The sequence below is a fragment of the Candidatus Binatia bacterium genome (assembly GCA_029243485.1).
GTDB lineage: Bacteria > Desulfobacterota > Binatia > UBA12015 > UBA12015 > VGTG01.
Window position 1 is genome coordinate 284,436 of record JAQWRY010000001.1, and the last position, 23,789, is coordinate 308,224.

At 65.7% G+C, this 23,789-nt stretch carries 18 protein-coding genes and 2 pseudogenes; 12 read left to right on the forward strand and 8 right to left on the reverse strand.

Going from position 1 to position 23,789, the window contains the following annotated elements; all coding sequences use genetic code 11:
• Positions 1-87: 87 nt before the first annotated feature.
• Genes P8R42_01370 through P8R42_01380 form a run of 3 tightly spaced genes read left to right on the forward strand, consistent with a single transcriptional unit; the run spans position 88 to position 4,910 of the window.
• Positions 88-723: a hypothetical protein gene (locus P8R42_01370; protein MDG2303296.1), complete on the forward strand. Its 636-nt coding sequence runs from the start codon at positions 88-90 to the stop codon at positions 721-723.
• Between the two features lie 6 nt (positions 724-729).
• Positions 730-1,821 carry an efflux RND transporter periplasmic adaptor subunit gene (locus tag P8R42_01375; GenBank protein MDG2303297.1) on the forward strand — a complete coding sequence of 364 codons (1,092 nt, stop codon included), beginning with the start codon at positions 730-732 and terminating at the stop codon, positions 1,819-1,821.
• Complete coding sequence (locus P8R42_01380) at positions 1,818-4,910, forward strand: efflux RND transporter permease subunit (protein ID MDG2303298.1); 3,093 nt, start codon at positions 1,818-1,820, stop codon at positions 4,908-4,910. Before P8R42_01375 ends, P8R42_01380 begins: the two co-directional genes overlap by 4 nt.
• 113 nt (positions 4,911-5,023) lie before the next feature.
• Here P8R42_01380 and P8R42_01385 read toward each other — a convergent pair whose 3' ends face one another.
• The 6 genes from P8R42_01385 to P8R42_01410 all read right to left on the reverse strand — a co-directional run bounded on the left by P8R42_01385 (position 5,024) and on the right by P8R42_01410 (position 10,831).
• Positions 5,024-5,647: a TetR/AcrR family transcriptional regulator gene (locus P8R42_01385; protein MDG2303299.1), complete on the reverse strand. Its 624-nt coding sequence runs from the start codon at positions 5,645-5,647 to the stop codon at positions 5,024-5,026.
• The gene (locus tag P8R42_01390) at positions 5,644-6,885 is read right to left on the reverse strand and encodes an amidohydrolase family protein (protein ID MDG2303300.1); all 1,242 of its coding nucleotides are present in this window, start codon (positions 6,883-6,885) and stop codon (positions 5,644-5,646) included. Before P8R42_01390 ends, P8R42_01385 begins: the two co-directional genes overlap by 4 nt.
• 22 nt (positions 6,886-6,907) lie before the next feature.
• On the reverse strand, positions 6,908-7,783 hold the full coding sequence (locus tag P8R42_01395; GenBank protein ID MDG2303301.1) for an SDR family NAD(P)-dependent oxidoreductase: 876 nt from the start codon (positions 7,781-7,783) through the stop codon (positions 6,908-6,910).
• Between the two features lie 78 nt (positions 7,784-7,861).
• Positions 7,862-9,124, reverse strand: a complete 1,263-nt coding sequence (locus P8R42_01400) for a mechanosensitive ion channel family protein (GenBank protein ID MDG2303302.1) — start codon at positions 9,122-9,124, stop codon at positions 7,862-7,864.
• Positions 9,125-9,127: 3 nt separating this feature from the next.
• Positions 9,128-10,255 carry a hypothetical protein gene (locus P8R42_01405; protein MDG2303303.1) on the reverse strand — a complete coding sequence of 376 codons (1,128 nt, stop codon included), beginning with the start codon at positions 10,253-10,255 and terminating at the stop codon, positions 9,128-9,130.
• A 216-nt stretch (positions 10,256-10,471) separates the two neighbouring features.
• Positions 10,472-10,831: a carboxylesterase family protein gene (locus tag P8R42_01410; protein ID MDG2303304.1), complete on the reverse strand. Its 360-nt coding sequence runs from the start codon at positions 10,829-10,831 to the stop codon at positions 10,472-10,474.
• Between P8R42_01410 and P8R42_01415 the strand changes: the two are divergent.
• A pseudogene (locus tag P8R42_01415) lies at positions 10,830-11,079 on the forward strand (hypothetical protein). The gene P8R42_01410 and the pseudogene P8R42_01415 sit on opposite strands and share 2 nt — an antisense overlap.
• Positions 11,080-11,184: 105 nt before the next feature.
• On the opposite strand, the gene P8R42_01420 reads toward P8R42_01415, so the two are convergent.
• Together P8R42_01420 and P8R42_01425 are read right to left on the reverse strand one after the other, a co-directional pair.
• Positions 11,185-13,566: a family 20 glycosylhydrolase gene (locus tag P8R42_01420; GenBank protein ID MDG2303305.1), complete on the reverse strand. Its 2,382-nt coding sequence runs from the start codon at positions 13,564-13,566 to the stop codon at positions 11,185-11,187.
• A 21-nt stretch (positions 13,567-13,587) separates the two neighbouring features.
• Positions 13,588-15,018 (reverse strand): carotenoid oxygenase family protein, encoded by a 1,431-nt coding sequence (locus tag P8R42_01425; GenBank protein ID MDG2303306.1) that lies wholly within the window; start codon positions 15,016-15,018, stop codon positions 13,588-13,590.
• 90 nt (positions 15,019-15,108) lie between these two features.
• Between P8R42_01425 and P8R42_01430 the strand changes: the two genes are divergently transcribed.
• From P8R42_01430 to P8R42_01465, 8 genes and pseudogenes are all read left to right on the forward strand, one after another.
• The gene (locus P8R42_01430) at positions 15,109-15,612 is read left to right on the forward strand and encodes a VOC family protein (GenBank protein MDG2303307.1); all 504 of its coding nucleotides are present in this window, start codon (positions 15,109-15,111) and stop codon (positions 15,610-15,612) included.
• A gap of 146 nt (positions 15,613-15,758) precedes the next feature.
• Entirely contained in the window at positions 15,759-16,589 is an 831-nt protein-coding gene (locus P8R42_01435) for a hypothetical protein (GenBank protein ID MDG2303308.1), read from the forward strand.
• A gap of 92 nt (positions 16,590-16,681) precedes the next feature.
• Positions 16,682-17,167, forward strand: a complete 486-nt coding sequence (locus P8R42_01440; GenBank protein MDG2303309.1) for a nuclear transport factor 2 family protein — start codon at positions 16,682-16,684, stop codon at positions 17,165-17,167.
• Positions 17,164-18,600 carry a TolC family protein gene (locus tag P8R42_01445; GenBank protein ID MDG2303310.1) on the forward strand — a complete coding sequence of 479 codons (1,437 nt, stop codon included), beginning with the start codon at positions 17,164-17,166 and terminating at the stop codon, positions 18,598-18,600. The genes P8R42_01440 and P8R42_01445 overlap by 4 nt, the downstream gene beginning before the upstream one ends.
• A gap of 46 nt (positions 18,601-18,646) precedes the next feature.
• Entirely contained in the window at positions 18,647-19,564 is a 918-nt protein-coding gene (locus P8R42_01450; GenBank protein ID MDG2303311.1) for an alpha/beta hydrolase, read from the forward strand.
• Positions 19,564-20,352: a tyrosine-protein phosphatase gene (locus P8R42_01455; protein ID MDG2303312.1), complete on the forward strand. Its 789-nt coding sequence runs from the start codon at positions 19,564-19,566 to the stop codon at positions 20,350-20,352. The genes P8R42_01450 and P8R42_01455 overlap by 1 nt, the downstream gene beginning before the upstream one ends.
• A 51-nt stretch (positions 20,353-20,403) precedes the next feature.
• Positions 20,404-21,437 (forward strand): annotated as a pseudogene (locus P8R42_01460) (enolase C-terminal domain-like protein).
• Positions 21,434-23,767 (forward strand): tetratricopeptide repeat protein, encoded by a 2,334-nt coding sequence (locus P8R42_01465; GenBank protein MDG2303313.1) that lies wholly within the window; start codon positions 21,434-21,436, stop codon positions 23,765-23,767. The pseudogene P8R42_01460 and the gene P8R42_01465 overlap by 4 nt, the downstream one beginning before the upstream one ends.
• Positions 23,768-23,789: the final 22 nt, after the last annotated feature.

Sequence of the window (23,789 nt, forward strand, 5' to 3'; positions counted from 1 at the left end):
CCGAAGCGCTCCCGAGGCATCCGCCACTCCGCCGCATGGCACCCGAGCGACGCGATCCGGAAGTCCCATTCGAATCCGCCGCCCCACATGCTGACGCGGGAGGACTTCCGAAGAGGCTTCTCCCAACTCGCCCGTTACGGGCTCAGTTTCGACGCGTGGCTCTTCCACGCACAGATCGACGAACTCACCGCGCTCGCACGCCAGTCCGAGGAAACGACGATCGTGCTCGATCACGTCGGCGGGCGCAAGAACCGTGCGACCAGGATCACGAACAGCAGCATCGTAAAGAACCCGTTGCCCGCGACGTCGAAAAACAACGACCTCGTCGACGATCCCCGCCCGAACAACGTCACCATCCAACCCGGCTCGGTCACGAACAGCCAGGGCGTCATCCTCTCCGAGGATCCGCTCTCGGTGAACATCGGCTCTCTCGACCCCGGCGAGATCCCGATTCTATCCTTTGACGTGACGATCGACCCGTCGACGCCGCACCTCACCAACATCGTGAATCAGGGCACGGCAACGGGCACCGGCATCCCGCCAGAACCCGACAACAACAACATGGACGGAGCGGTGGTGGAGGCGCTCGAGAAGGGCGAGATTCCGCCGTTGCCCGAGCCGGCACCCGGCATGGGCGCCTGGACGCTTCTTCTGACAGCCCTCCTGCTGATGTGGCTCGGTGCTCGAACCGACTGGCGGCGATGGACCCCAACGCCTAACTAGAGACGAATGCCCGGACTCGACCGCTGGCTCGTGCGTGCAGCGGTAGCCTCGCTGCTACTCGCGATGGGCTGTGAGACCTCCTCGGATACGGAGGAATACACCCGCCCCCCCGCGACCGTCGAGGTCGTGACGTTGTCGCCGACGACGTTCGAAGAGGTCGCGAAGTTCACCGGAGCGTTGACCGCATCCGAGTCCGTGATGGTACGCCCCGAGACCACGGGCGTCGTCGAAACCATCGACGTCCAAGAGGGCGAGCATGTCAAAAAGGGAGACCTGCTCTTTGGGCTTCGAAGCATCGAACAGCGCGCGCGTCTCGACGAGGCCGTTGCGGTACGTGACCTCGCCCAGCGGGTCTACGACCGGGTGGAATCGCTCAAGGGCAACGAGGTCTTGTCGATCGAGGAACTCGACCGCGCCGGATCCGAACTGGCGCAGGCCACCGCCCGCCTCCAGATCGCCGAGATCGAGCTAGGCCGAACCCAGATCCGCGCACCGTTCGACGGCGTCCTCGGGCCGCGCCTGGTCTCGCCCGGAGACCGCGTGACCGGCGGCTCGATGTCTCGACGAGGAGACCAGACCGGCCTCCTGCAGATCGATGCAATCGACGAACTGAAGCTCAACTTCACGCTTCCCGAAGTCGCGGTGAACGCGGTCCGCATCGGCATCCCGCTGGAGATCAGTGTCGCGCCCTTCCAGGGCGAGCGCTTCCCCGGTGAGATCTACTTCGTCGCGCCGTCGCTCGACCCCCTCAATCGACGGCTGCTCATTCGCGCGCTCATCCCCAACGCCGAGCACCGCCTCCGCGCCGGGCTGTCGGCGACGGTCTACCTTCCCATGGGCGAGCAGAAGGGTGTCCTCCTGGCGCCCGAGTCCGCGATCGTCCACGACGTCGCGGGCACGTTCGTCTGGCGACAAGCCGAGGACGGGACGGCCGAGCGAGTCCCCGTCCGTCTCGGTGCGCGCGGGCGCGGCATGGTGGCGATCGCGAGCGGACTCGCCGACGGTGACGTCATCGTCTCGGCCGGCACCAACAAGGTCTCCCAGGGCAGCCCGCTCGAGACCGTGGAAGCGGAGACAGCCGAGAAGGCCGGCTCGTGAAGTTCTGGAACGTCTGCATCGACCGGCCCGTCCTCGCGACGGTGCTCTCGTTGGTCGTGATGCTGGTCGGCCTCGTGTCGCTCACGCGGCTTCAGAACCGCGAGTACCCCGACGTCGACCCTCCCCTCGTCTCGGTCACGACGGTTCTCCCCGGCGCGGCACCCGAGGTCATCGAGACCTCCGTCACCCAGCCCCTGGAAGACCAACTCGTCGGCATCTCGGGCGTGCGACACATCACCTCCGTGAGCTCCGAAGAGGTCTCGCGCATCACCGTCGAGTTCGAGCTCAGCCAGAACGTCGACCTCGCGGCAAACGACGTCCGTGACCGGGTCGCGCGAGCGCGCCGCCTCCTGAACTCCGACGTCGAAGAACCGATCGTCTCCAAGCAGGATGCGGACGCCCAGCCGATCATGTGGTTCGCGCTCTCCGGCGAAGATCACGACCAGATCTACATCTCTACCGTCGCCGAGTCGCAAATTCGCGACCGGCTGAGCAAACTGCCCGGCGTCTCGTCCGTCATTCTCGGCGGCGAGCGCCGAATGTCGATGCGGGTGTGGATCGACAACGTAAAGCTCACCGGACACCTGCTCACAGTCTCCGAAGTGGCTGCGGCGCTGCGACGTCAGAACGTCGACATCCCGTCGGGACGCGTCGAGGGGGACCAGACCGAGTTCTCAGTCCGCACACTCGGTGAGCTCAAAACCCCCGAAGAGTACGGCGCCCTGATCATCGCCGAGGTGAACGAGGGGTTGATCCGCCTGCGGGACATCGCCCGCGTCGAGATCGGCCCAGAGACCGTCCGAAAGCTGGTTCACTTCAACCAGCTCCCGGCCGTCGGTCTCGGCGTCGTGAAGCAATCGAATGCCAACACGCTCGACGTCGCGAGAGCACTGAAGGCGGAGGTCGCGGCGATCCGGCCCACCCTGCCGCCGGGACTCGACCTCGAGATCGCCTTCGACTCCTCGATCTACGTCGAGCGCGCGCTCACCGACGTACGCCAGACGATCCTCGAAGCGATCATCCTGGTCGTCATCATCATCTTCCTGTTCCTGGGTTCGCTCCGTGCGACCGTCATTCCGGCTGCGGCCATCCCCGTGTCGATCATCGGTGCCTTCTCGGTTCTCTACTACCTCGATTTCTCGGTGAACACGCTCACGATGATGGGGCTCACGCTCGCGATCGGACTCGTCGTCGACGATGCGATCGTCGTCTTGGAGAACATCACGAGGTGGATCGAAGGCGGCACCGAACCCCGGCGCGCCGCGCACAAAGGAATGGACCAGATCGCGTTCGCGGTCATCGCCTCGACGATCTCGATCCTGGCGGTTTTCCTGCCTCTCGCGTTCCTGACGGACAAGACGGGTCGGCTCTTTCGAGAGTTCGGTATCACGGTCGCTGCGGCGGTCGCGATCTCGGGCTTCGTCGCGCTTACGCTCTCTCCGATGCTGTGCGCGCGCGTCCTGCGTCGGTCGCGCGACCAAGGGGGCTTCAAGAAGGCGTTCGCGAAGGGCGTCGAACGAATGGCCGCGCGGTACGAGATCGCCCTGCGGGCCGCTCTCGCCCACCGCTCCGTCGTTTTGATCGCCGGCATCGCCTGGGTCGGCCTCGGCCTGTTCGCTTTGAACACGATCTCCCGGGAGTTCATTCCCACAGCAGACCGGTCGGCCGTCGTGACGATCATGCAGGCGCCAGAAGGCTCCACGATCGATTACACGGCCCGGTACATGAACCAGGCCGAAGACATCCTCTTCGAAACACCCGAGGTCATGCGCAGCTTCGCCGTCGTCGCGCCCGGCCTGGGCGGTCCCGGGCGCGTCAGCGAAGCCGCGATGTTCACCAGCCTCGTCCCGTGGGAGGATCGCGACCGGGTCCAGCACGAGATCGTAGACGACCTCCGCGAGCGGATGCAGAAGATCCCGGGGCTCCAGGCCTTCCCGATCAATATCTCCGCCTTCGGCGGCAGCATGTCGTCCGCGGTGATCTCGCTCGTCGTCCAGGGCCCCGACGTGAACCAGCTGTCCACGTACGCGGATGAGATCGTGGAGCGGCTCTCCGAGGTCCCGGGACTCGTGAACGTGCGCGCCGACCTCGAAGTGAACAAGCCCCAGTTGGAGATCGACATCGATCGCAACCGCGCGAGCGACCTGGGCGTTTCGGTCCGGGAGATCGCGACCACGCTGCAGATCCTCGTCGGCGGCCTCGAACTCTCCGAGTTCAAGCTCGGCGGCGAGACCTACCAGGTCATCGGCCGGCTCGAAGCGACCGGACGGGCCTCGCCGCGAGATCTCTACCAGCTCAACATCCGCTCCGAGACCGGCGAGATGATCTCGCTCGCGTCCGTCGCCCGGATCCGCGAGGCCGTCACTCCCCGCGGCCTCCCCCACTTCGATCGTCAGCGCTCCGCCACAATCACGGCAAGCCTCCTCGACGGATACGGCCTTGGCAGCGCCCTGGACCAGGTCCGCGTCGTCGCAGACGAGGTGCTCCCGGCAGGTCAGGGTTACCAAGCCGTGTTCTCGGGCGAGTCCGAGGACTTCTACGAGTCAGGCAACGCGCTCTTCTTCGCCTACCTCCTCGCGATCGTGATCGTGTACCTCACCCTCGCCGCGCAGTTCGAGAGCTTCCTCGACCCGATTACGATCCTCGTCGCGGTCGCTCTCTCGTTCACCGGCGCACTCGTGACACTGATCGCCGTCGGCGAGACGCTGAACCTGTTCAGTCAGATCGGTCTCGTCATGCTCGTCGGCATCGTCACGAAGAACTCCATCCTGATCATCGAGTTCGCAAACCAGCTTCAGGAAAGCGGCCGCGACCTGCTGGAAGCGACCGTCGAGTCGGCGCGCACGCGGTTTCGCCCCATCTTAATGACCGCCACTTCGACGATCGTCGGGATTCTTCCCATCGCGCTCGGATTCGGAGCCGGCGGAGAAACGCGCGCCTCTCTCGGCGTCGCCGTCGCCGGCGGCATGTTGTTTTCCACGCTGCTCACGTTCTTCGTCGTCCCCGCAGTGCACCTGAGCCTCGCACGGTCACGACAAAAGGCACCGGTCGCTCCAACGATCCCCAACACCGTCCCTCCGCCGGCCTGACGACCCCCGACACCGCCGACGAGGATCTCACTTTGATTCGAGGTGCACTCCGACGAGCGGCGTCGCGACTGCCTGCGGTTTCGACCGGGCAGTGAGTCCGCGGACCACAGTCGTCAGCGCGCCCGGGACGGCGCGGCCAGGATTCGGCTGAGGAACCGCGCCGTTGCCGCCGCACGCTCGCGGAGCGGGTACCCCTCGGTATGAACCCAGCTCAGAAACATCGAGTACCACGTCCCCACGAACACCTCCGTGAGGGTTTCGACGTCTTCGTCCACGCGCACGTCGCCCGCGGCCCGACCGTCTTCGAGGAGCTTTCGGAACATCGCGCGCATTCGCCGGTCGTCGGCCTCGGCCGTCTCCGGGAAGGCCAGACTCATCATCGCCCTGAGCAACTCTCTCGCACGCGGGCCCTTCTCTTCCGCTCGTTCGGCCGCCGTCTCGAAGATCCAGACGAGATGTTCGCCGAACGAGCCGCGGCGCCCCCAGGCCTCCTCGACGTCCTCGAAGAGTCCGATCAGCATCACATGCGAGAGCTCGCGCAGTAGGTCGATCTTGGCCGGGAAGTGATTGAAGAACGTCCCGTAGGCAATATCCGAGGCCCGCGCGATCTCCTCGACGGTCGTCGCCTCGTAGCCCTTGCTCTCGAACAGGCCCCTCGAGGCTTCTACGATCCGTTCGCGAACCTCGAGGCGCCGACGCTCTCGCCGAGTCGGCGGAGCCTCGGCGAGAGCGCTCACGCGGCGCCCCGGATGTCAGCCAACTCCGGCCCGATCTCCGCTGCGAGCGGACCCAGCTTCTCGAGATCAAAGCCGTACGCGCGCGCCGCGTTCGTGCCGAGCAACTTGCGGATGTCGTCTTCGTCGTAGGAGCCAAGCGTTTTTTGCATCTCGGTCATGGTGTTGGGCCACGTACCCTCGAGGTGCGGATAGTCGGTCCCGTACATCATGCGATCGACCCCGATTCGGTGACGATCTTCACCCTCGTGGGGCGCGAGGAACGACGCACCGAGATGGCACTGGCGTGCGAAGTACTCGCTCGGCCGCAGAGACATCTTCTTCGTGAAGTGCGCGAAGATCGGGTTGTCCCATTTGTGCTCCATCATTCTGAGCGCACTCAGAATCCAGGAGCAGCCGGTCTCGGTCATGGTGAAACCGAGGCTCGGATAGCGCTCGAAGACGCCGGACCAAACCAGTGCACCGAAGGGGCGATGCGCCCACGTGTCGACCTCGTGAATGAACATCGCGGCGGCGACCGTGTCGTCTCCGTAGTCCGGCGTCCAACCCGAGTGCGAGTGAAGCGGCATCTCGAGTTCCGCGCATACCGCCCAGAGCGGCTCGTAGCGACGGTGGTGATAGAACGGGTGGGCGCCGGTGCTCGTCGGCAGAAGAACTCCACCCCAGAGGCCCGACTTCTTCGCCCGCCGAACCTCCTCGATCGTGACGTCGATGTCATCGAGGTTGATCAAGGCGACACCGGCGTGGCGCCCCGGATGAACGTTGCAAAAATCGGCGAGCCAGCGATTGTACGCCTGAACCCCCGCGAGGTTCTGATCCGGGCGGATTTTGTGGCGATACTGCATGAGCCCCGCCCCGAATGGGGCCATCTGCGGGAAGATCACCTCCCCCACCACACCGTCGCCCTCCAGATCCTTCAGCCGGACGGCCGCGTCGAACTCGCCGCGCCGAGGCGCGAAGGGGCTCGTATCGTCCTGCAACATCGCCATGAGGACGTCATCACTCAGATCCGACTGGGGATTGAGAGCCTGGGAGAGCCAACCCGCCTCCCCGGTCTCTTCGGCGAAGGACGCGACAGCCTCCTGATCGAAGAACGTACCCGCTCGGGTGATCATCTCCCGCGCGTACTCCAGCCACCAAAGGTGTGCATCGTCGTGGAACCGCTTGGGCATGTAGTCGTCGTACCCGCCAGGATACGTCCCGGCGTGGCAGTCGGAGCTGATCATCAAGAATCGCGACATTGGATTCCTCCCGGCGGACCGCTCAGTCGAGGCCCAGGTGCTGAAGCTCGATCGGGCACTCTCCTCGCGCGAGCTTCTGGGCGCGCTCCGTGAGGGTGGCCTCCATGCTCTCGCGATCGATCATGATCACGAAGTCGCCCTTGCGGATTCCGTCGAGCGCGAACTGTGCGAGCTCGTCCAGGTCTTGCACCGGCAGGTCGAAACCGGCCTTCTTCGCGCCCTCCATGAACGCATCGAAGGTCGTCTCCTTGTGCGCGTCGTACGCGCGCTTGGGTGCGAGGTCGGCCGGCCGGTTCCGTTTAGTCGTCCAGATTCCCGTCGGCAGCATCCCCCCCGACGGATAGAAGATGGCTGCGTGCAACTTCGTCTCTCGCCCGACGAGTTGCGCCTCGAGGCATTCCGTCATGATCGAAACGGCGGCCTTGCTCGATGCATAGACGACCTGCTGTGCGAGCGGCGAGATGCCCCCGTCGCCGGACGACGTGTTCATCACGAGGCCCTTTTCGCCGGACTCGATCATGCGCGGCACAAAGGCCTGCACGCCGTGCGCCGTGCCGTGCACGTTCACGCTGTGCACCCACTGGAAATCCGAGGGCTCGGTGTCCCACAGGTTCAGGTTCGGTGCGGCGACTCCCGCGTTGTTGCACAGGATGTGACAGGCACCGTGCGTTGCGAATACCTTGTCGGCGAGCGCCTCGACCGACTCCGGCTTCGTAACGTCGGTCACGACCCCGAGGACATCGCTGCCCAGTTCGGCGCACGCTGCCGTGAGCGCGCCTTCTTCCACGTCGGCGATGACGACCTTCATGCCCTCGCCCAGGAACGCCTTCGCAAGCGCTTTGCCGATACCCGATGCTCCGCCCGTGACGACTGCGACCCGACCTTTGAAGTCCTTCATTCGGAAAACCTCCCCTATGGGTTGAGGTTATTCTTGTATTTCAGTCAAATTTAGATTGCAATCACTTTTTGACGCTGGTCAGGGCAATGGAGGGGTCGCGCCGGCAAGGCCCCGCTCGACGTCGGCGCCGGAGGGACTCTGGAAGACGCGCAGCCCGAACTCGGGTGCGATCGAGTAGATGTGGTCGAAAATGTCGGACTGAATGTCCTCGTACTGCGCCCAGACCGTCGTGCTGGTGAAGCAGTAGACCTCGACCGGAAGACCGTCGCTGGTCGGCTGCAGATGCCGCACGAGCAGCGTCATACCCTGACGAATGTGCCGGTGGTTGCGCAGATAGGCGTAGATGTACGCGCGGAACGTACCGACGTTCGTGAGGTGCCGACGATCCGCTACGCTCAGGTTGCCCTCGCCTGCGTTGTGCTCAGTGATCTCGCCGCGCTTCGCCTCGAGGTACGGGGCAAGGAGACCGAAGCCCGACAGCTTCTCCAACTCCGAATCGCTCAAGAAGTGGACCGTGCTGACGTCGACCTGGAAGGAACGCTTGATGCGCCGGCCACCGGCCTGCGACATTCCGCGCCAGTTCTTGAACGACTCCTGGATGAGGGAATACGTCGGGATTGTCGTGATCGTCTTGTCCCAGTTCTGCACCTTCACGGTGTAGAGGGCAATGTCGATCACGTCGCCATCAGCGCCGAACTTCGGCATCTCGATCCAGTCGCCGACGTGGAGCATGTCGTTGCCGGTGAGCTGGATGCTCGCAACGAGCGACAAGAGCGTGTCTCGAAACACGAGCAGCAACACCGCCGTCATCGCGCCGAGACCGGAGAGGAAGATCCACGGCGAACGATCCATCAGTACAGCGACGACGAGGAGCAGCGCCCCGAGGTAGAGGAAGACGCGCACGATCTGGATGTAGCCCTTAATCGGACGCGCAACGTTCTCGGGATCGCCAGAGTAGATCGAATTCGCCGCGGTCAGAACACCGCCGACCGAGCTGGCACCCACCGCGATCATCGCCCCGACCGCAACTCTCTGCAGAATGACGCCGAAAATGTGATCCACGCCCGGATAGATCGCCGCCGCGAAGAACGCCGCGAGCGCCGGCGGGAAGTACGCCAAGCGCCGGAAGACCTGCCCATCTTCCAGCGCGTCGTCCCACTTCGCTTCGGTCCGGTTGATCAGCCTCTGCACCAGCCGCAGGAGGATCCGGCTCGTCAGCCCGTAGACCAACAGGACCAGAACGACGAGGATCAGGCTCGATACGACCTCATGTGCGTATGGCGCCTTGTCGAGCCAACTGAGCCCGAGCCCTTCGAAGTCGATGCGGCCGTTCTTAATCACGCGCTACTTCGCGCCGTCGAAGTAGTCCATGAAGCCGGAGGGGAGATGTGGGCCGATCGCGAGCTGCTCGAGCACGCCGACACCCGTCCGCTTCCCACTGCGGGCGCGCACGACCTGCTGAATGTGCAGGTTCTCTAACCCCATCGGATCCACATCCGCGGCCTTGAACGACTCCGCCGCCATCGCGAGCTCACCCTTCCAGCGACCATGTCCCCATTCGGGGTGCATGTAGCCGATGCCCTTCATACGGAAGAGAAGCAGCGGCTCGAGCTCGATGATCTCTTCCTCACCACCCTCCGCAACGAGAGATATCTCCGCGGACTCGGCGCGACGTGTCCCCTTCTCCCATTTGATCTTCGTCTTTCCGCTGAGCATCTTGCGGACGCCGGGATCGACCGGCAGCGGGATGTCCTGCGGCGCGTCGTCGTACACCGGCGAAATGGCACCGTCGAAGTGCCAGGGGTTGCCCATCTTGTCTTCGAAGATCCCGAAATGGGTGCAGCGGTCTTCCCACTGAATCGGCGCCCAAGCGAAGTACACGCCGCCGCTCACGGTCGCCGGAGCGCCGCCGGCATCGGGCTCACCCACGGGACGAATTCCCCAAGACCGATCCTTGGTCCCGAACACGCGACTAGCATCCACCGCGAGGTCTTTTCCCTCGAAATGGATGTGACCTTGCCAGCGGCCGAACTGCGCAAACCGGGTCGCGTCCATCATCACCCGGGATCCCATGCGGCTCGTCTGACGCCCTTCCTCGATCGGTGAGGTACGCGGCGCGAAGGTGAGATCACATTCCACGCCGGTTTCGTTCTTCTCGAGTACGACTCGGCAGCGCTTCATCGGCTCGAGAACTTCGATCCGGAACGGCCCACACACCGTCGACGCTCGCTCGTCGGCCATTCGGGCCGATGCGTGAAAGGCGTACTGGACGCCCTCGTGGACGAGGCTCAGGCCGCAGTCGATGATCCCCCGGTGCGGATACGTGCCCATCCCGATTCCGAAGTAGAACTCACCATCGTCGGCGTAGCCGTTGAACCAGTACCGGTCGTAGACGTTCCGGTCGCTCGATGCGGGAACCGCCAGCGATTCGGCCGTCTGATGGATGGGATAGTCGTCGTAGATGGAGAGCATTGCCCCGGCTTTTAGCCGGTTCCCGAGGGTGGCTCCAGCCCGGCTCCCCTGCAACTCAAGCAGCCCGACAGCGACTCCCGCGCCCGGCCGGAATCAGGAAGAGGTCCCCGGACGGCCGAAGATCAAGACGAACCATCGAACGCACCCCGACGAGGCACGACAAGAGTGCCGATTAGAGAAGCCGCGAAGATTGGAGAACGTCCCTACCGTGTCACCTCAGTGCCCGGCCACCTCGGCGAGCAGCCGTGCCCGCTGAGCGTCGGAGATATCGTAGGCCCGGAACCTCGAAATCGGCAGGGGCCCGACCTCCGGACCAAGCTCCATCCATCTGGAATCCTGCGGGGCGTGGCGGGGCCACTGCGGGGCGCCCTCGTGATTCGGATCACCCGCAGGCGCGAAGGCGGCCCAATGCGAGCCCATCTGCTCCGCCAGCTCTGTGTCGTAGTCGTGTCGCGGGAACAGCGGTGGCTTGCAGTCGAAGACGAAGGGCATCTCGCTCCCGTGGTACCCACCCCCCTTGGTCTTTCCCCGAGGCGCGCACGTGAAGAAGTAGGGGTAGCCCGGATGCCGAGGAATGCGACGATGGCAACATGGCCTCCGACGACAGCTGCGACGAGTTCTGCGGAATCGAATCGCAGCGCGGCAACGGCACGATCGACCCGGACCAAGAGTGTGACGGCGACGGCTTCGGCACCTGCATCAGCAACATCTGCCGCTCCGATTGCGGCTGCGTGCAGCCGATCTTCCGCATGAACGGCGAGAGCGCCTGGTCGCAATCGATCGCGGCCGGCGACAAGTGGCTGTTGAAGTTCGTCATCAACTGACGGTCCGGGGGGACGTTGTCTAATCGCCGCCCTTTCGTCTGGACGTGACCAACTCGCCCCAGCAGGCCCAGGCGAGCAGAGCCAAACGGAAGGGTGGGGATTGAGCTACGTCCCCTCCACTAACCTACGCAGAGACAACCCCACCCCAAGCACCGCGCCGTCCGAGGACAAAGTCAGCCCATCAGGCAACTCGACGACAACGGCACCAGTTGCAGAGTCCCCGTCCAAGGACGCAAGCGCAACGACCGAAGCCTCCGAGAGAGCCCGGGACAGAGGCTCCACAGCGGCAACCCGCGGAGACGAAGCAAACAAAGGCATCAACTCCGCGTACTGGTCACGCCAGAGCGCAAGCAACGCGCGAATGGGCTTCTCCCGCGACCCGTCTCCCACGAGCAACCCATCCACATCCCGACTGAACCGCCGCGCGGTCGCACTCTCCGGCGCGGCCGCATCAGCAACGCGGTCGAGCGGCGTTTCCGTCGTGAGTGTCTCCCCAAACGAGCGGTGGCGCGTGTAGCTCTTCGACTCTTCGAGCACCGCGACGAGCGTTCGGAGTGCCGGCGGGACCGGGCCGCCCGCGATGTCCTCCAACATCGGCTCGCGGTACGCCACGTGACGGACGCCCAAGCCGTCGATCCGCTCGGAGAACGCATCGAGTCGGCGATACATGTCGTCGACATCGGCCGTGGACTCCGCAGGCGACCACAGCCGCTCGGCGATTGCGCCGGTGCGGGGCCAAATCCGCGAGTCGATCGTCTCCGCCGTCACCAACTCTGCCCACATCGCCGCCTCGCCACCGAAAATCCGGTACCGATCCTCAGGCGCGATGTCGGTTGCCTTCTGCAGGTCTGGCGGGGCCGTGCCGGGAACGTCGTGGCCGCCCGTCCGGCGCCCCGCGAACTCGGCCGACATCACGAGAGAGGAGAAGCCGCCGACGAACTCGTCTCCGTCTGCGGTCGCCTCGACCGCCATCTCGCCAATCGGGGAATCGGCCATCGCCTGGAGCACCCCATCCTCAAAGCGGACATCGCTCAGCGGCAGTACACCGCCGATGGCCAGCGCGCTGACGGCTTTCACGTCCTTGCCCTCGCCGTAGACGACCATGATGAGTTCCATCTCGCCGGCCGGAGTCTCCATCGTGACTTCCCAACTCTGCCACGGGCCGTCGGTCGGAATGATGACCGGCTCGGGGACCGCGAGCGGGTCGATGGCGTAGTGCGTCGACGCGTGGTTCTTGTGATCGAGGTAGTAGCCCTGCGACAGAACCGTCTCGTATCCGTCCTTCACCGCTTCGGCGAGAGAGCCCGGCGTCAACCACGCATGCACCACCGCGTCGCGCGGTAGGTCTTCGTGCCGGATCTCCTCCCAACCCATCATCCGCTTGCCGTGTCCGGAGAGGATGCCGTGTAGCCGCTGATTGAAGTGGGCCTGCAACGCCCTGTGGTCGGGGAGACCGTGCTCGCGTTGGTACGCTTGCACCCTCTCGTTCGCATCCCACAGATCGGCCTTCGCCTCGTCGCCGCCGATGTGCACGTAGGGGTCCGGGAAGATTCCGGCCATCTCGCCGAGAAACGAGTCGAGGAACGCGTAGACCTCGTCCCTCGTCGGGTCGAGCGCCACCGAGTGAATCCCGTAGCGATTGGCCTTCGTCCACGGTCCGGGCTCGATCGCGAGCTCCGGATACGCCTCCAACCACGACAGTGAGTGCCCCGGCAGATCGAACTCCGGCACGACGCGGATCCCGCGGTCGTGCGCATACGCGACGATCTCTCGGAGGTCGTCCTGCGTGAAGTAGTCTCCGCCCGATCCGACCTCGTGGAGGAGCGGATGCAGGGCGCTCTCGACGCGAAACGCCTGGTCCTCGGTCAGGTGGAGATGAAGAACGTTCAGCTTCGCCGCCTCCATCGCGTCGAGATTACGCAGAATCACGTCCTTCGGAATCCAGTGACGGCACGTGTCGATCATGAGACCACGCCAACGAAAGCGGGGTGCGTCACGGATACGGGCAGCAGGAACCTGCACGCCGTCCCGATCGTTCTCGACGAGCTGCACGAACGTCTGCATGCCGTGGATCGCGCCGACCGGAGACGCGGCGCGCAGACGGGCGCCCTCCGGGGTGATGTCCAGCGCGTACGACTCATCGATCCACACGGGATCAGACTCATCCGCCGCGACACCGACGTCGATGGTCAGCAGGGCCGCCCCACCCTCCTTCCCCGCGGCGCCTGGCAACCGCGTCCGCATCCGCTCGACCGCACGCTCGAGCCGCGGCTCGGTGTGGCCACCGAACTCGACCGTGAGTCCGTCGTCCAGATCCAGGTTGCCTTCGCGGAGGGCGAGATCCGTCGGGAGAGGCAGGACGGTGATGCGCTCGCGGTCGGCGGCGTCGATGAGCGGTGCGTCCGGGTTCAGATTCCACCAGACCCAACCGCCCATCACCGCAACCACCGCGACCACGGCGACGAGCAGTACGGGTCCTCGATTCACGGGCGCGACTCGATCGCCGCGCTACGCGGGACGCCAGTTTCCGTGGAAACCGGCGGGAACCCTGTGCGGCAGCTTCACCGTCGCGAGCGGGGCGTCCGCGAGATTCTGCGCATCCAGCACGACGAGGTCACTGCGGCGCTCCGCCCCTCGATACACGACGCTCAGAAGGAAACCATCACCTTCGGGTGCATCGTCCGTGCGCGGAACGAAGACCGGCTCGGAACTCGCCGCATGCTCCCCGAGATGGTGCACGTCGGAGCGGCCCGACTCGAGGTCGTAGCGCAGCAGATCCGACATTCCACGCATCGCATCGCCGGACCCCGCACAGAAGCCGAAGCGATTGCGCAGACCGGTGCGGCGCTCGTCCACCCGCGGGAACTCGACCTCGGCGTCGTCGAGCTGCTCGTAGCGAACCGTTTTCGCATCCAGATCGATGTGCCAGCGCGTGAGCGTGGAGGGGTTCCCTCCGGGAGGTGCTTCGCCCAGGGGGAACGTGACGAACTGCGACATCTCGGCCGTGATCTTCCGCCCGTCAGTGTGCGCATTCATCGGATGGAACACGAAGCTGGGATCGGCGTCGATCCACACGACGTCGTCGCTCGTGCCGTCTCGCGGCATCACGCCGACCTTCGTGCCGAGCTCGGGCTCCCACTTCAGCACACTCTCGCCCTTCGCCGCACGCTCGACACGCATCGTCGCGGGAAAGAGCGGGAAGATCACGTGCTCGGCAGTGGTGATGAAGTCATGCACCATCGCCGGGAACGGAACCTCGATCTCCTCGGTCCGAACGAGGCGCCCATCGGCCGACACGACGTAGTACGTGAGGAACGGAGCGAAGACGCTGTACCCGAAGCCGAGCATCTCGCCCGTGTCGGGATCGACCTTCGGATGCGCCGTGAAAATGCCCGGTGCGCGCCCCTCGCGAAGCTCCGTGCCCATCAGCTCGGCCACGTCCGGATCCATCGGCCGCGTCAGCTCCCCGTCGAAGTCGTGTACGCCTATCGTCTCGAGCGTCTCCGGATCGAGCTCGACCGGAGGAAGGCCGCCTTCAACCAACGACAACAGGCGACCTCCGTGCCATATCACATTCGTGTTCGACGGCCCGCCCGGGACCCCCTTCGTGCGAGGATCGCTCATCATCGGGTTGCTGAAGCCGCAGAACAGCGACTCGCCGGCGTCCCGCTCGAGATTGAACCGCGGCGTCCGCACCCAGCGGTTGCGGTAGTGACAGCGTCCGTCCTCGATCTTGAAGGCGTGCACCATCCCGTCGCCCGAGAACGGATGATACTCGTCGCGCGGCGCGTACTGCTGGTTCGGGCCGTTGCGATACAGGGTGCCCGCCAGCTCCTTCGGAAGCTCGCCGTCGATGACTAGATCGCGCGCCTCGCCCTCCATCGGCCAGGGTTCCCACGCACCGGTCAGAAAGGGATGGTTCGGAAAAGATAGACTCATGAGCTGCCTCCTGGACCGAATAGTAGCCAGGAAGCCCCTCCGGAACCAACTCGACCCCACCCGCAACGGATCCTATGCTCCGGAGGAACCATGAGCGTCGAAGTCAATGGGATCGCCCACATCCAGCTCACCGTGAACGATCCGGAGCGCTGCCTGCCCTTCTGGGAGAAACTCTGCCATTTCCTCGGGATGAAGAGCCTCATCCACGGGGACGGCGTGATCTACTGCATTGGCAGTCGCACCGGGCTCCTCGTGCGCGCCGCTCCGGCGGGCAAGCGAGACCGCACCTTCGACCAGGACCGCTCGGGAGTGCACCACTTCTGCTTCCGCGCCCGGAGTCGCGACGACGTCGACGCGATTCACCGGTTCCTGCAGGACGAGCTCGAAGCGCACATCGTGCATGCCCCCGAGGATGGACCGCAGTTCGCTCCGGGCTATTACTCGGTCCTCTTCGAGGATCCCGACGGGATCAGGGCCGAAGTGAATCACGTCCCGGGAAAGGGGCACTTCGGCGACGAGGGCCGGCTGGGTCCGGCCGGCCCCGGACCGGCCGATCGGTTCGGAGACGACGGCGTGACCGGCTCAGACGATTAGCCGCGCCTACACGGTCCGGGTGCACCGCACATATTGACCCGAGGGCCCCGAAAGCGGGATATTCGGGGCCCTCGGGGCTCCCATCCTGCCGCGACCACCACGAGCCCCCCTCGACGGACGCACGAACGAACCGCAGGAGAATGCACATGCACAACCACAAAATTCTCTTGCCGCTGATCGCGGCGATCGCCTTCCTCGTTCCGGCTCCTGCCCTCGCTCACCAGACCTCGCTGAAGGCGGTGTTCATCGCCGTTGCGGCGAGTGCGTCGCCGGTGAAGTTCGGGCCGAAGACCGCAGTGTCGATGAACCTCAGCTCCGGCAACGGCGGCACCATCAAGCTGAAGCTGAAGAAGGTTAGCGATGCCGCCGGCGGAAAGATCACGGCGGCCGGCAACAAGCTGCGCATGGACGTCATCGTGAACGGCGCCGCGCAGACCTGGCAGATTCCCTTCGACATCTCGAACGGCAAAGGGAAGATCAACAATCACCTGCTCGGCCTCGTGAAGCCCGACATCATTCAGATCGTCGACATGGCTCTCGAGGACTCCGGAGGCGTCGCCTTCGGCCACTTCGGGTTCACGAACGAAGCGGGCCCGAGCAAGGCGCTCGCCTCCGCGATGGTCCAGACGGAAGACGGCAGCTTCATTCGCCTCGCCGACACGCGGGACGCCGACGTCTCTCTCAAGGCGAAGCACGGGGCCGAACTGAAAGTCCGCTTCGACAAACTCCACGACACGCTGGGCAACGACATTAATGCCGCGGGGAACCGCCTCGAAGTGAAGACCATCGTAAACGGGACGCCGAAAACCGACAACTTCAGCTTCGACATCGTGAACGACAGCGGAGAGGTGGGCTTCAGCATCCCCGGCCTGAGCGCGGGCGACAAGGTGCGGATCATAAGCGTCGAAGGGTTCGACCCCGACAACAAGCGGTTCGCCGCCCTCGGCGTGCGCATCCAGAACCCACCGGCGCCGTAACGCATAAACCGCCCCGCGTCCCGCAGCTCGATCGGCCCGACTCCGAGACGTGGGCTGAGGTGCACGATCGGGGCACGGGAGGAGTGGAGCCGATGGCAGAGTTCGCAAAGGAAGAGATCCTCGAGGCACACAACCGGTTCCTCGACGTGCGCGGACGCGTCGTCGAGGGTGAGATCGGCTGGGACGCCATGGCCGATTTCTTCACCGAGGAGGCGACCTTCGTCGACCCGGCCTGGGGGCGCGTCGACGGACGCGACAACATCCGCGCGTTCTTCAAGAAGAGTATGCAGGGACTCGACGGCTGGTCCTTCCCGCACGAGTGGGAGGTGGTCGAGGGCAATCGCCTCGTCACCGGCTGGCAGAATCGACTTCCCGGCCGGCGACCAGACGGCGGCTACTGGCAGGCCCCGGGCATGTCGCGCCTGATCTACGCCGGAGACGGCAAGTTCTCTCTCGAGCACGACCTTCTGAACATGGCCCATGTCTTCGAGGTTATGAAGGAGAGCGGCTGGAAGCCTTCGGGCCCCATGAACGCGCCGCCCAAACAGCCCGTCCGCCTATGCGCGTGGGAGCCGTGAGCGCCGCTAAAACTCGTGTCGAGATGGACCGACGTCACAAAATCATTCGTTTTCGGCACCTGCGTCGGGCCACCGTGGTTTCTGCAGCGCTTCTCACCGGCTGTATCTCCGCGAACCCTGCGCCCGACCTTGCCCGCACGGCGGATCTCGCGAGCAATCGGACCGGCCTCGACGCGAACCTTGCTCAGATTTGGTCGGGCCCGTGGGAGGATCGATCCGGCGGATGGGACGGGCATGAAGCACTCGGCATCGACGCGGCCGTGCGCGGTGCGCTCCAGAACGACCCAGCCCTGCGCCGACACCTTGCGCTGGTCGCCGAGCGTCGAGCCGACCTCTCGCAGGCGTCGCTCCCGCCCAACCCGATCGTCGCGATGACGTTCGGAACCGCGCTCGACGGTATGGCGGGCGCCCCGTTCGCCGTGCAGGCGATTCAGCAACTCACGTGGCTCTGGACGATGAGCGACCGAATCGATGCGGCAGACGCTGTTCTCGACGGCGCGGTCTTTCGGGCGGCGCACCGGGTCGTCACCACGTCGGCGACCGTGCGCGTGACGTTCGCCCGCGCGATGTGCATGGAACGCCTCACGCAACTGAACGAGTCGTACGTCAAAACGACGAAGAGGACGCTCGGGAAGATCTCCGAGCTCCACGGCGACGGCGGCGCCTCCCAGGTCGACCTCGACCGGGCCCGGATGGACGCGAGCCGCGCGTCCGCAGACTACGTCAATGCGCTGCGCATGTACCGCTCGCTGCAGCTCGAACTCCTGCGTCTGATAGGACGCCCCGAAATCTCCACGGACTGGAAGATGGCGGGCAATCTCGCCGCGACGCTACGCTACGATCCCCCCACCGAAGAAGACATCGAGGCGCGCGCGACGACCGTCCGCCTGGATCTGGCTGCCGCCGCCCGCTTTCGCGACGCGGCCGACGCCGAAGCCAGCCTCGCCGGCTGGATGCGCTTCCCGCAGGTCAGCCTCGCCACGGGCTTCCGTCAGAACTTCAGCCGAAGACACGGATGGATGACGGGAGGGGCGCTGTCGATCCCGATCTTCGACGCCGGCTCGGCAGCGATCGCCCGTGCCGGTGCGCGGATCGATCAGGCCGAGCTCTCGATCGCCGAACTCCGTCAGGCCGCGATCACCCAAGCGCGGCTGGCCCTGAACGAGTGGCTGCGCGCGCGCGAGCAGACGAAGCTCTACGGGGAGACCCTGGTGGCGCCCGCAAAGCGCGTCGTCGCCTCGCTCCAGGACGCGGACGATTCGGGCGAGGCCTATGTCACGGCGCTCCTACTCGCGCAGCGACGAATGATCATGCTCGAACGCGCCCGGGTCCAGGAGATGTTGGCCGGCGCAACCGCGTGGGTGAAGCTCGAGACCGCGGTCGGTGGCTCCCTCCAGCTACCCCTGGAAGCGCCCGCCGCTCCGGCGTTCTGACACACCCTCTGGCGCTCTGCCCGTCCCGTCCGTACGAAGGAGTCCCATGACGACTTCGCCGACCGAGCAGACCTGGCTCGACCAACGGGATCTGGGCGGACTCCGCCATCGCCTTCTCACATGGGAGGGCGACGGCCCGCTCGTGCTGCTCGTACACGCCGCGAGCCTTTGCGCCGGCGCCTGGGCCCCGGTCGTATCGCGACTCTCTCCGGGCATGCAGGTCGTCGCGGTCGACCAGCGCGGCCACGGCGACACCGACGCGCCGGCCGGCTCCGAGGCCTACTCCTGGGAGCTGTTCGGCAACGACTTTGTGAGCATCGTCGAGTCCGTGACCAAGCGCTACGGGCGAGCTCCCGACCTCTGCGTGACCCACTCGTTCGCCGGCGACTGTGCCTTGGTCGGCCTGGCGAAGCGATCCGTGCCAATCGGCAAGATGATCCTGCTCGATCCGGTGCTCGCCGACGCCGAGGGCGCGACGGTAGGCGCCGAGCGACTCGCCAAAGGCACGATGCGTCTCGGCGAGCGGGAAGCAGGGGGCTTCAACTCCGCGGACGCGGTCGGCGAAGGTCTCGAACGCATCCTGCGTGCTCAGCTGGAGCGCGAAGGCCTCGACGCGGACGCCAAAGCGGCGTTCGCCGAGTTTGGAAGCGCCCCCGACGCCTCGGGGCGATATCGGCTGAAGTGCCGCCGCGAGAACGAGGCGGAGGTGTATCGAAACCGTCTCGCGATCGCGGACTACCTCGCAGACAAATTGGTCGATGCCGACGTCCAACTCGTCTTCTCGAGCCGCCGGCGCGCGAAGCCCGAGGACCAAGCCGCCGCTTACGCGCGCGACTGGGACGTCGCGCAGCGCGTCGTGAGCCGGTGCCGCGCGGGCGACGTTCACCGACTCGACACCGTCGGCCATTTCCTCGTCCTCGAGGCCCCCGACCTCGTCGCCGAGACGATCCGCGGGCTCGCCTGATGGCACCGTTCCGGGACCCACCCGCCGAGACCTTCGAAGCAATCGCCAACTTCCGGGATCTCGGGGGACACCAGACCACAACCGGCCGACGGCTGCGGCGCGGAGTCCTCTTCCGTAGCGGCCACCTCGGTCGCGCGACCGACGACGATGTGGCCGAACTGCAGCGACTCGGGATCCGCCGCGTCTTCGACTTCCGCACACAGGCGGACATCGCCGCCGACGGCGCCGACCGCCTTCCCAACGGCACGCAGCACGTACAGCTCCCGATGCCCGATCCCGCCGCCGGCGAGGACATCCGGACCCTCATCGCGAAGAACGCCACGGACGGCCTCGAAGAGATCTTCGGAAACGGCAGAGCGGAGAAGCTGATGACCCGCGGCGCCGCGCACATCGTACGTCATCGCCCCGAGCCCTACACCCGGTTCATGCACGGGCTCTGCGAGGCCGACGCCCTTCCCGCGCTCTTCCATTGCTCCGCCGGGAAGGACCGCGCCGGTTGGGCCGCCTCGGTGGTCCTCCTGGCCGTCGACGTCCCTGACGACGAGGTGATCGAGCAGTACCTCCTGAGCAATCTCGCCGCCGAGCGGCTTCGTCAGAACCTGACCGAGCGCGACGCGCGAACCTGGGGCGGCGTCCTGCAGCCCCTTCTCGAAGTTCGGCCCGAATACATCGAAGCCTCGTTCGAAGCGATGCGCGAGCGCTGGGGCGACTTCGACAGCTACCTCCGCGACGGCCTCGGCGTGAGCGAGGCCCAGCGCGACCAGCTCCGGGCGAAGCTTCTGGAGTAGCCGGAATCCGGTTTGCGTGGGGCGCGTCTTCGCGCCAGGGTCTGCGCAGCCATGGACGTACGCATCACCCACCTCCCCACGATCGAGATCCGCTTTCCGACGTCCGACTTCCTCGACGGGTCGGATGCCATGAATCCAGACCCCGACTACTCCGCTGCGTACGTCGTCGTCGAAGTCTGGAAGTACGCTCCGACCTTTCTCCCGAAGCGCAGGTCGAACTCGTCGACTTTCGGCACATCTCGGACGCAATCACGCCGCAGGAGGCGCTCGAGCGTCTCCGTGCGCTTGCGGACACCCGCTCCGAGCGCGAGACCGAGATCCTCGCGAACGGATACCCCGCTTACATCACGTCGGCGGGCTGGCTCGGCTACGACGACGACAAGATTCGAAGGCTTTGCCGCGAATCGCTGGCGGCCGGCTGGACGAGTTTCAAGATGAAGGTCGGCCAGGATGTCGAGGACGACCTGCGACGCGGCCGAATCGTGCGTGAAGAGATCGGCCCCGATCGGGATCTGATGGTCGACGCCAACCAGGTCTGGGACGTCGGCGAAGCGATGGATGACATGGCGGCACTAGCCGAACTCGACTTGCTCTGGATCGAGGAACCAACGAGCCCCGACGACATCCTCGGACACGCACGCATCCGTCGCGAGATCCACCCGGTTGGGGTGGCAACCGGTGAACACTGCCATAACCGCGTCATGTGGAAGCAGTTCTTCGAAGCTGACGCGATCGACTACGCGCAGATCGACGGCTGCCGACTCGCCAGATTGAACGAAGTCTTCGCCGTGTTGCTGATGGCCGCGAAGTACGGCGTCCCGGTTTGTCCCCACGCCGGCGGCGTCGGGCTCTGCGAGTACGTGCAACATTTCTCGATCCTCGACTACATCTGCGTGAGCGAGAGGCTCGAGGGCCGGATGACCGAGTACGCCGAGCATCTACACAAGCACTTCGTGCACCCCGCCGTCGTCCGCGACGGCCGCTACCGCGCGCCGGAGGCGCCGGGGTTCAACGTGAAGATCCGAGGGGACAGCGCGACACGCTACGCGTTCCCGAATGGGACGGCGTGGAAAGACCGTCCTTGACGCAGCCCTCCTTGAACACCCCGAGCCGATCGCTTCGCGCGGCGCCGTGGCTGCTCATCGCCCTCATCGTCGCCGCCTACGCGCCGACGTGGGACGCCGAGTTCGTGGTCTGGGACGACGACGATCACATCTACGAGAACCGGCACATCCTCGCCGAGGACGGCTACTGGGAAGCGTGGAAGGATTGGCGCGACCCCGCCTTCTACCCGATCACGTTCACGAGCTGGTACGTCGAGTGGCGCGTCGCCGATGGAGACCCCTGGCTCTTTCACGTGAACAACGTCGTCTTGCACGCGACGAACGCGATCCTTCTCGGATTGCTGCTCCGCGCCCTCGGACTCGGCTACGGCCTCGCGTGGACCATCGCCGGCGTCTGGGCGCTCCATCCTCAACAAGCGGCCAGCGTCGCCTGGCTGACCGAGCGGAAGAATCTGCTCTACGCGCTGTTCTATCTCGCGGCGATGCTGGCCTACGCGAGTTCCGTGACGCGGGAAGCCGGGGCCGCCACGCGCGGCTGGATCCTTTCTCTCGTTCTGGCGCTCGCCGCGCTGCTCAGCAAGGCCACCGCCGTCACTCTGCCAATCGCCATCGCACTCACCCACTGGGTCCGCGGCGCGAAATTCGACCGACGGGCTCTCGTGCGCATCGGTGCGTTCTTCGCACTCTCGATCGTGGTCGGACTGGTCCACGTTTCTCGAGAGGAAGTGACCCCTCTCCTGCCCTTCAGCACGCGGATGCTCGTCGCGGCACGCGCCGCCTGGTTCTACGTCGGCAAGTTCTTGTGGCCAACCGAGCTCGTGGCGGTCTATCCGAGATGGGCACTCGAGTCCGCACCGATCTGGGGCGGCGTATCCTTCGCCGCGCTCGGAGCGGCCGCGGCGATCGGACTCTGGCAGGCCCGACAAATTCCCGAGATCGCTTGGCTCGGTGTCGGAATGTACGCCGCCAACATTGCTCTCGTCATAGGCGTCGTCTGGTTTCCGTTCATGGGCTACTCGTTCGTGTCGGACCACCTCCTGTACGTGGCGGCCGCGGGACTCGCGCTGGTCTTCGGCCTCGTCGCGAATGCACTCCTCACTGCGGTCCGTGCCGGCGACGCCGTTCGAGTCACCATCGGGGGCGCGCTCTGGCTCTTCCTGGCCTTCCTCACCTGGCAGCAAACCGGGCTGTGGGAGAACACCGAGGCGCTGTGGACGCGGACCCTGGCCCTGAACCCGGAAAGTCGGCTCGCCCACAAAAACCTCGGCGTCTTCCTCATGGAGTCGGGACGGCCCGACGAGGCGCACGCCCACTTCGAGGCCACGCTCGCGCTCGAACCGAACGACGTCGAGGCGCTCCTCAACATGGGCGTCCTCGCCTCCGATCGCGGGGATTGGAACACCGCGATCCGCTACTACACCCGCACGATCGAGCGCGGCGCGTATCTGGCCATGGCGTTCAACAACCTCGGGATCGCCGCAACGCGCACCGGCAAGATCGACGCTGCGATCGGCTTCTACGAGCAATCCCTCGAGCACGACTCGGGCGATCCGCGGACGTGGATGAACCTCGGCGCGGCCCGGGCCGCGGCGGGAGACCTCGACGGCGCGATCGAGGACTACGAAACCGCGCTTCGCATGAACCCGAGGGGCGCGAAGGCGCACTACAACCTCGCAGTCGCACTCTACACGCGGAACCAACCCGAAGCGGCCGCGGAGCACTACGAACACGTCCTGGCGGTCGAACCGGCCGACGTCGACGCGCTTTACAACCTGGGCGTCATCCGGATGGACCTCAGGCAAACCGCCGAAGCCATAGCACGGTTCCGCGAGGTGCTCGCGGTGGACGCCACCCACCCCGAGGCCGCGCATAACCTTGGCGTGGTATTGCTCAACAGCGGCGACTCCGTCGCTGCCGAGGAGGCCTTCACCCGCGCCTACACCCTCGCCCCGGGCGACCCCGATACCGCTCGCATGCTGGCGATGATCCGGCAACGACGCGACGACGCGGGCGGCGCGATCGCAGTCCTCGAAGAAGCACTGGCTCGAGACCGCGAGCAGCCCCTACTCGCGAACCAGCTCGCGTGGCTGCGCGCGACGAGCGCGGATCCACAATGGCGCAACCCGCAGGAGGCCATCGCCTGGGCCAAGATCGGCGTCCTGGGCGGCGGCGGACACCCCTCCTATCTGGACACCTTGGCCGCGGCCCTCGCCGCCGCCGGCCGGTTCAGCGACGCAGAGGCCATGACTCGCGCGGCGATCGCGCGAACGCCGGAGCGCACACCCGCTGCCGTCGAACGCGAGCGGCGGCGCGCTCTCTACGCGATGGAGAAACCCTTCGCCGCTCAGTGATCCGTGAAGCGTTCGGGGACGG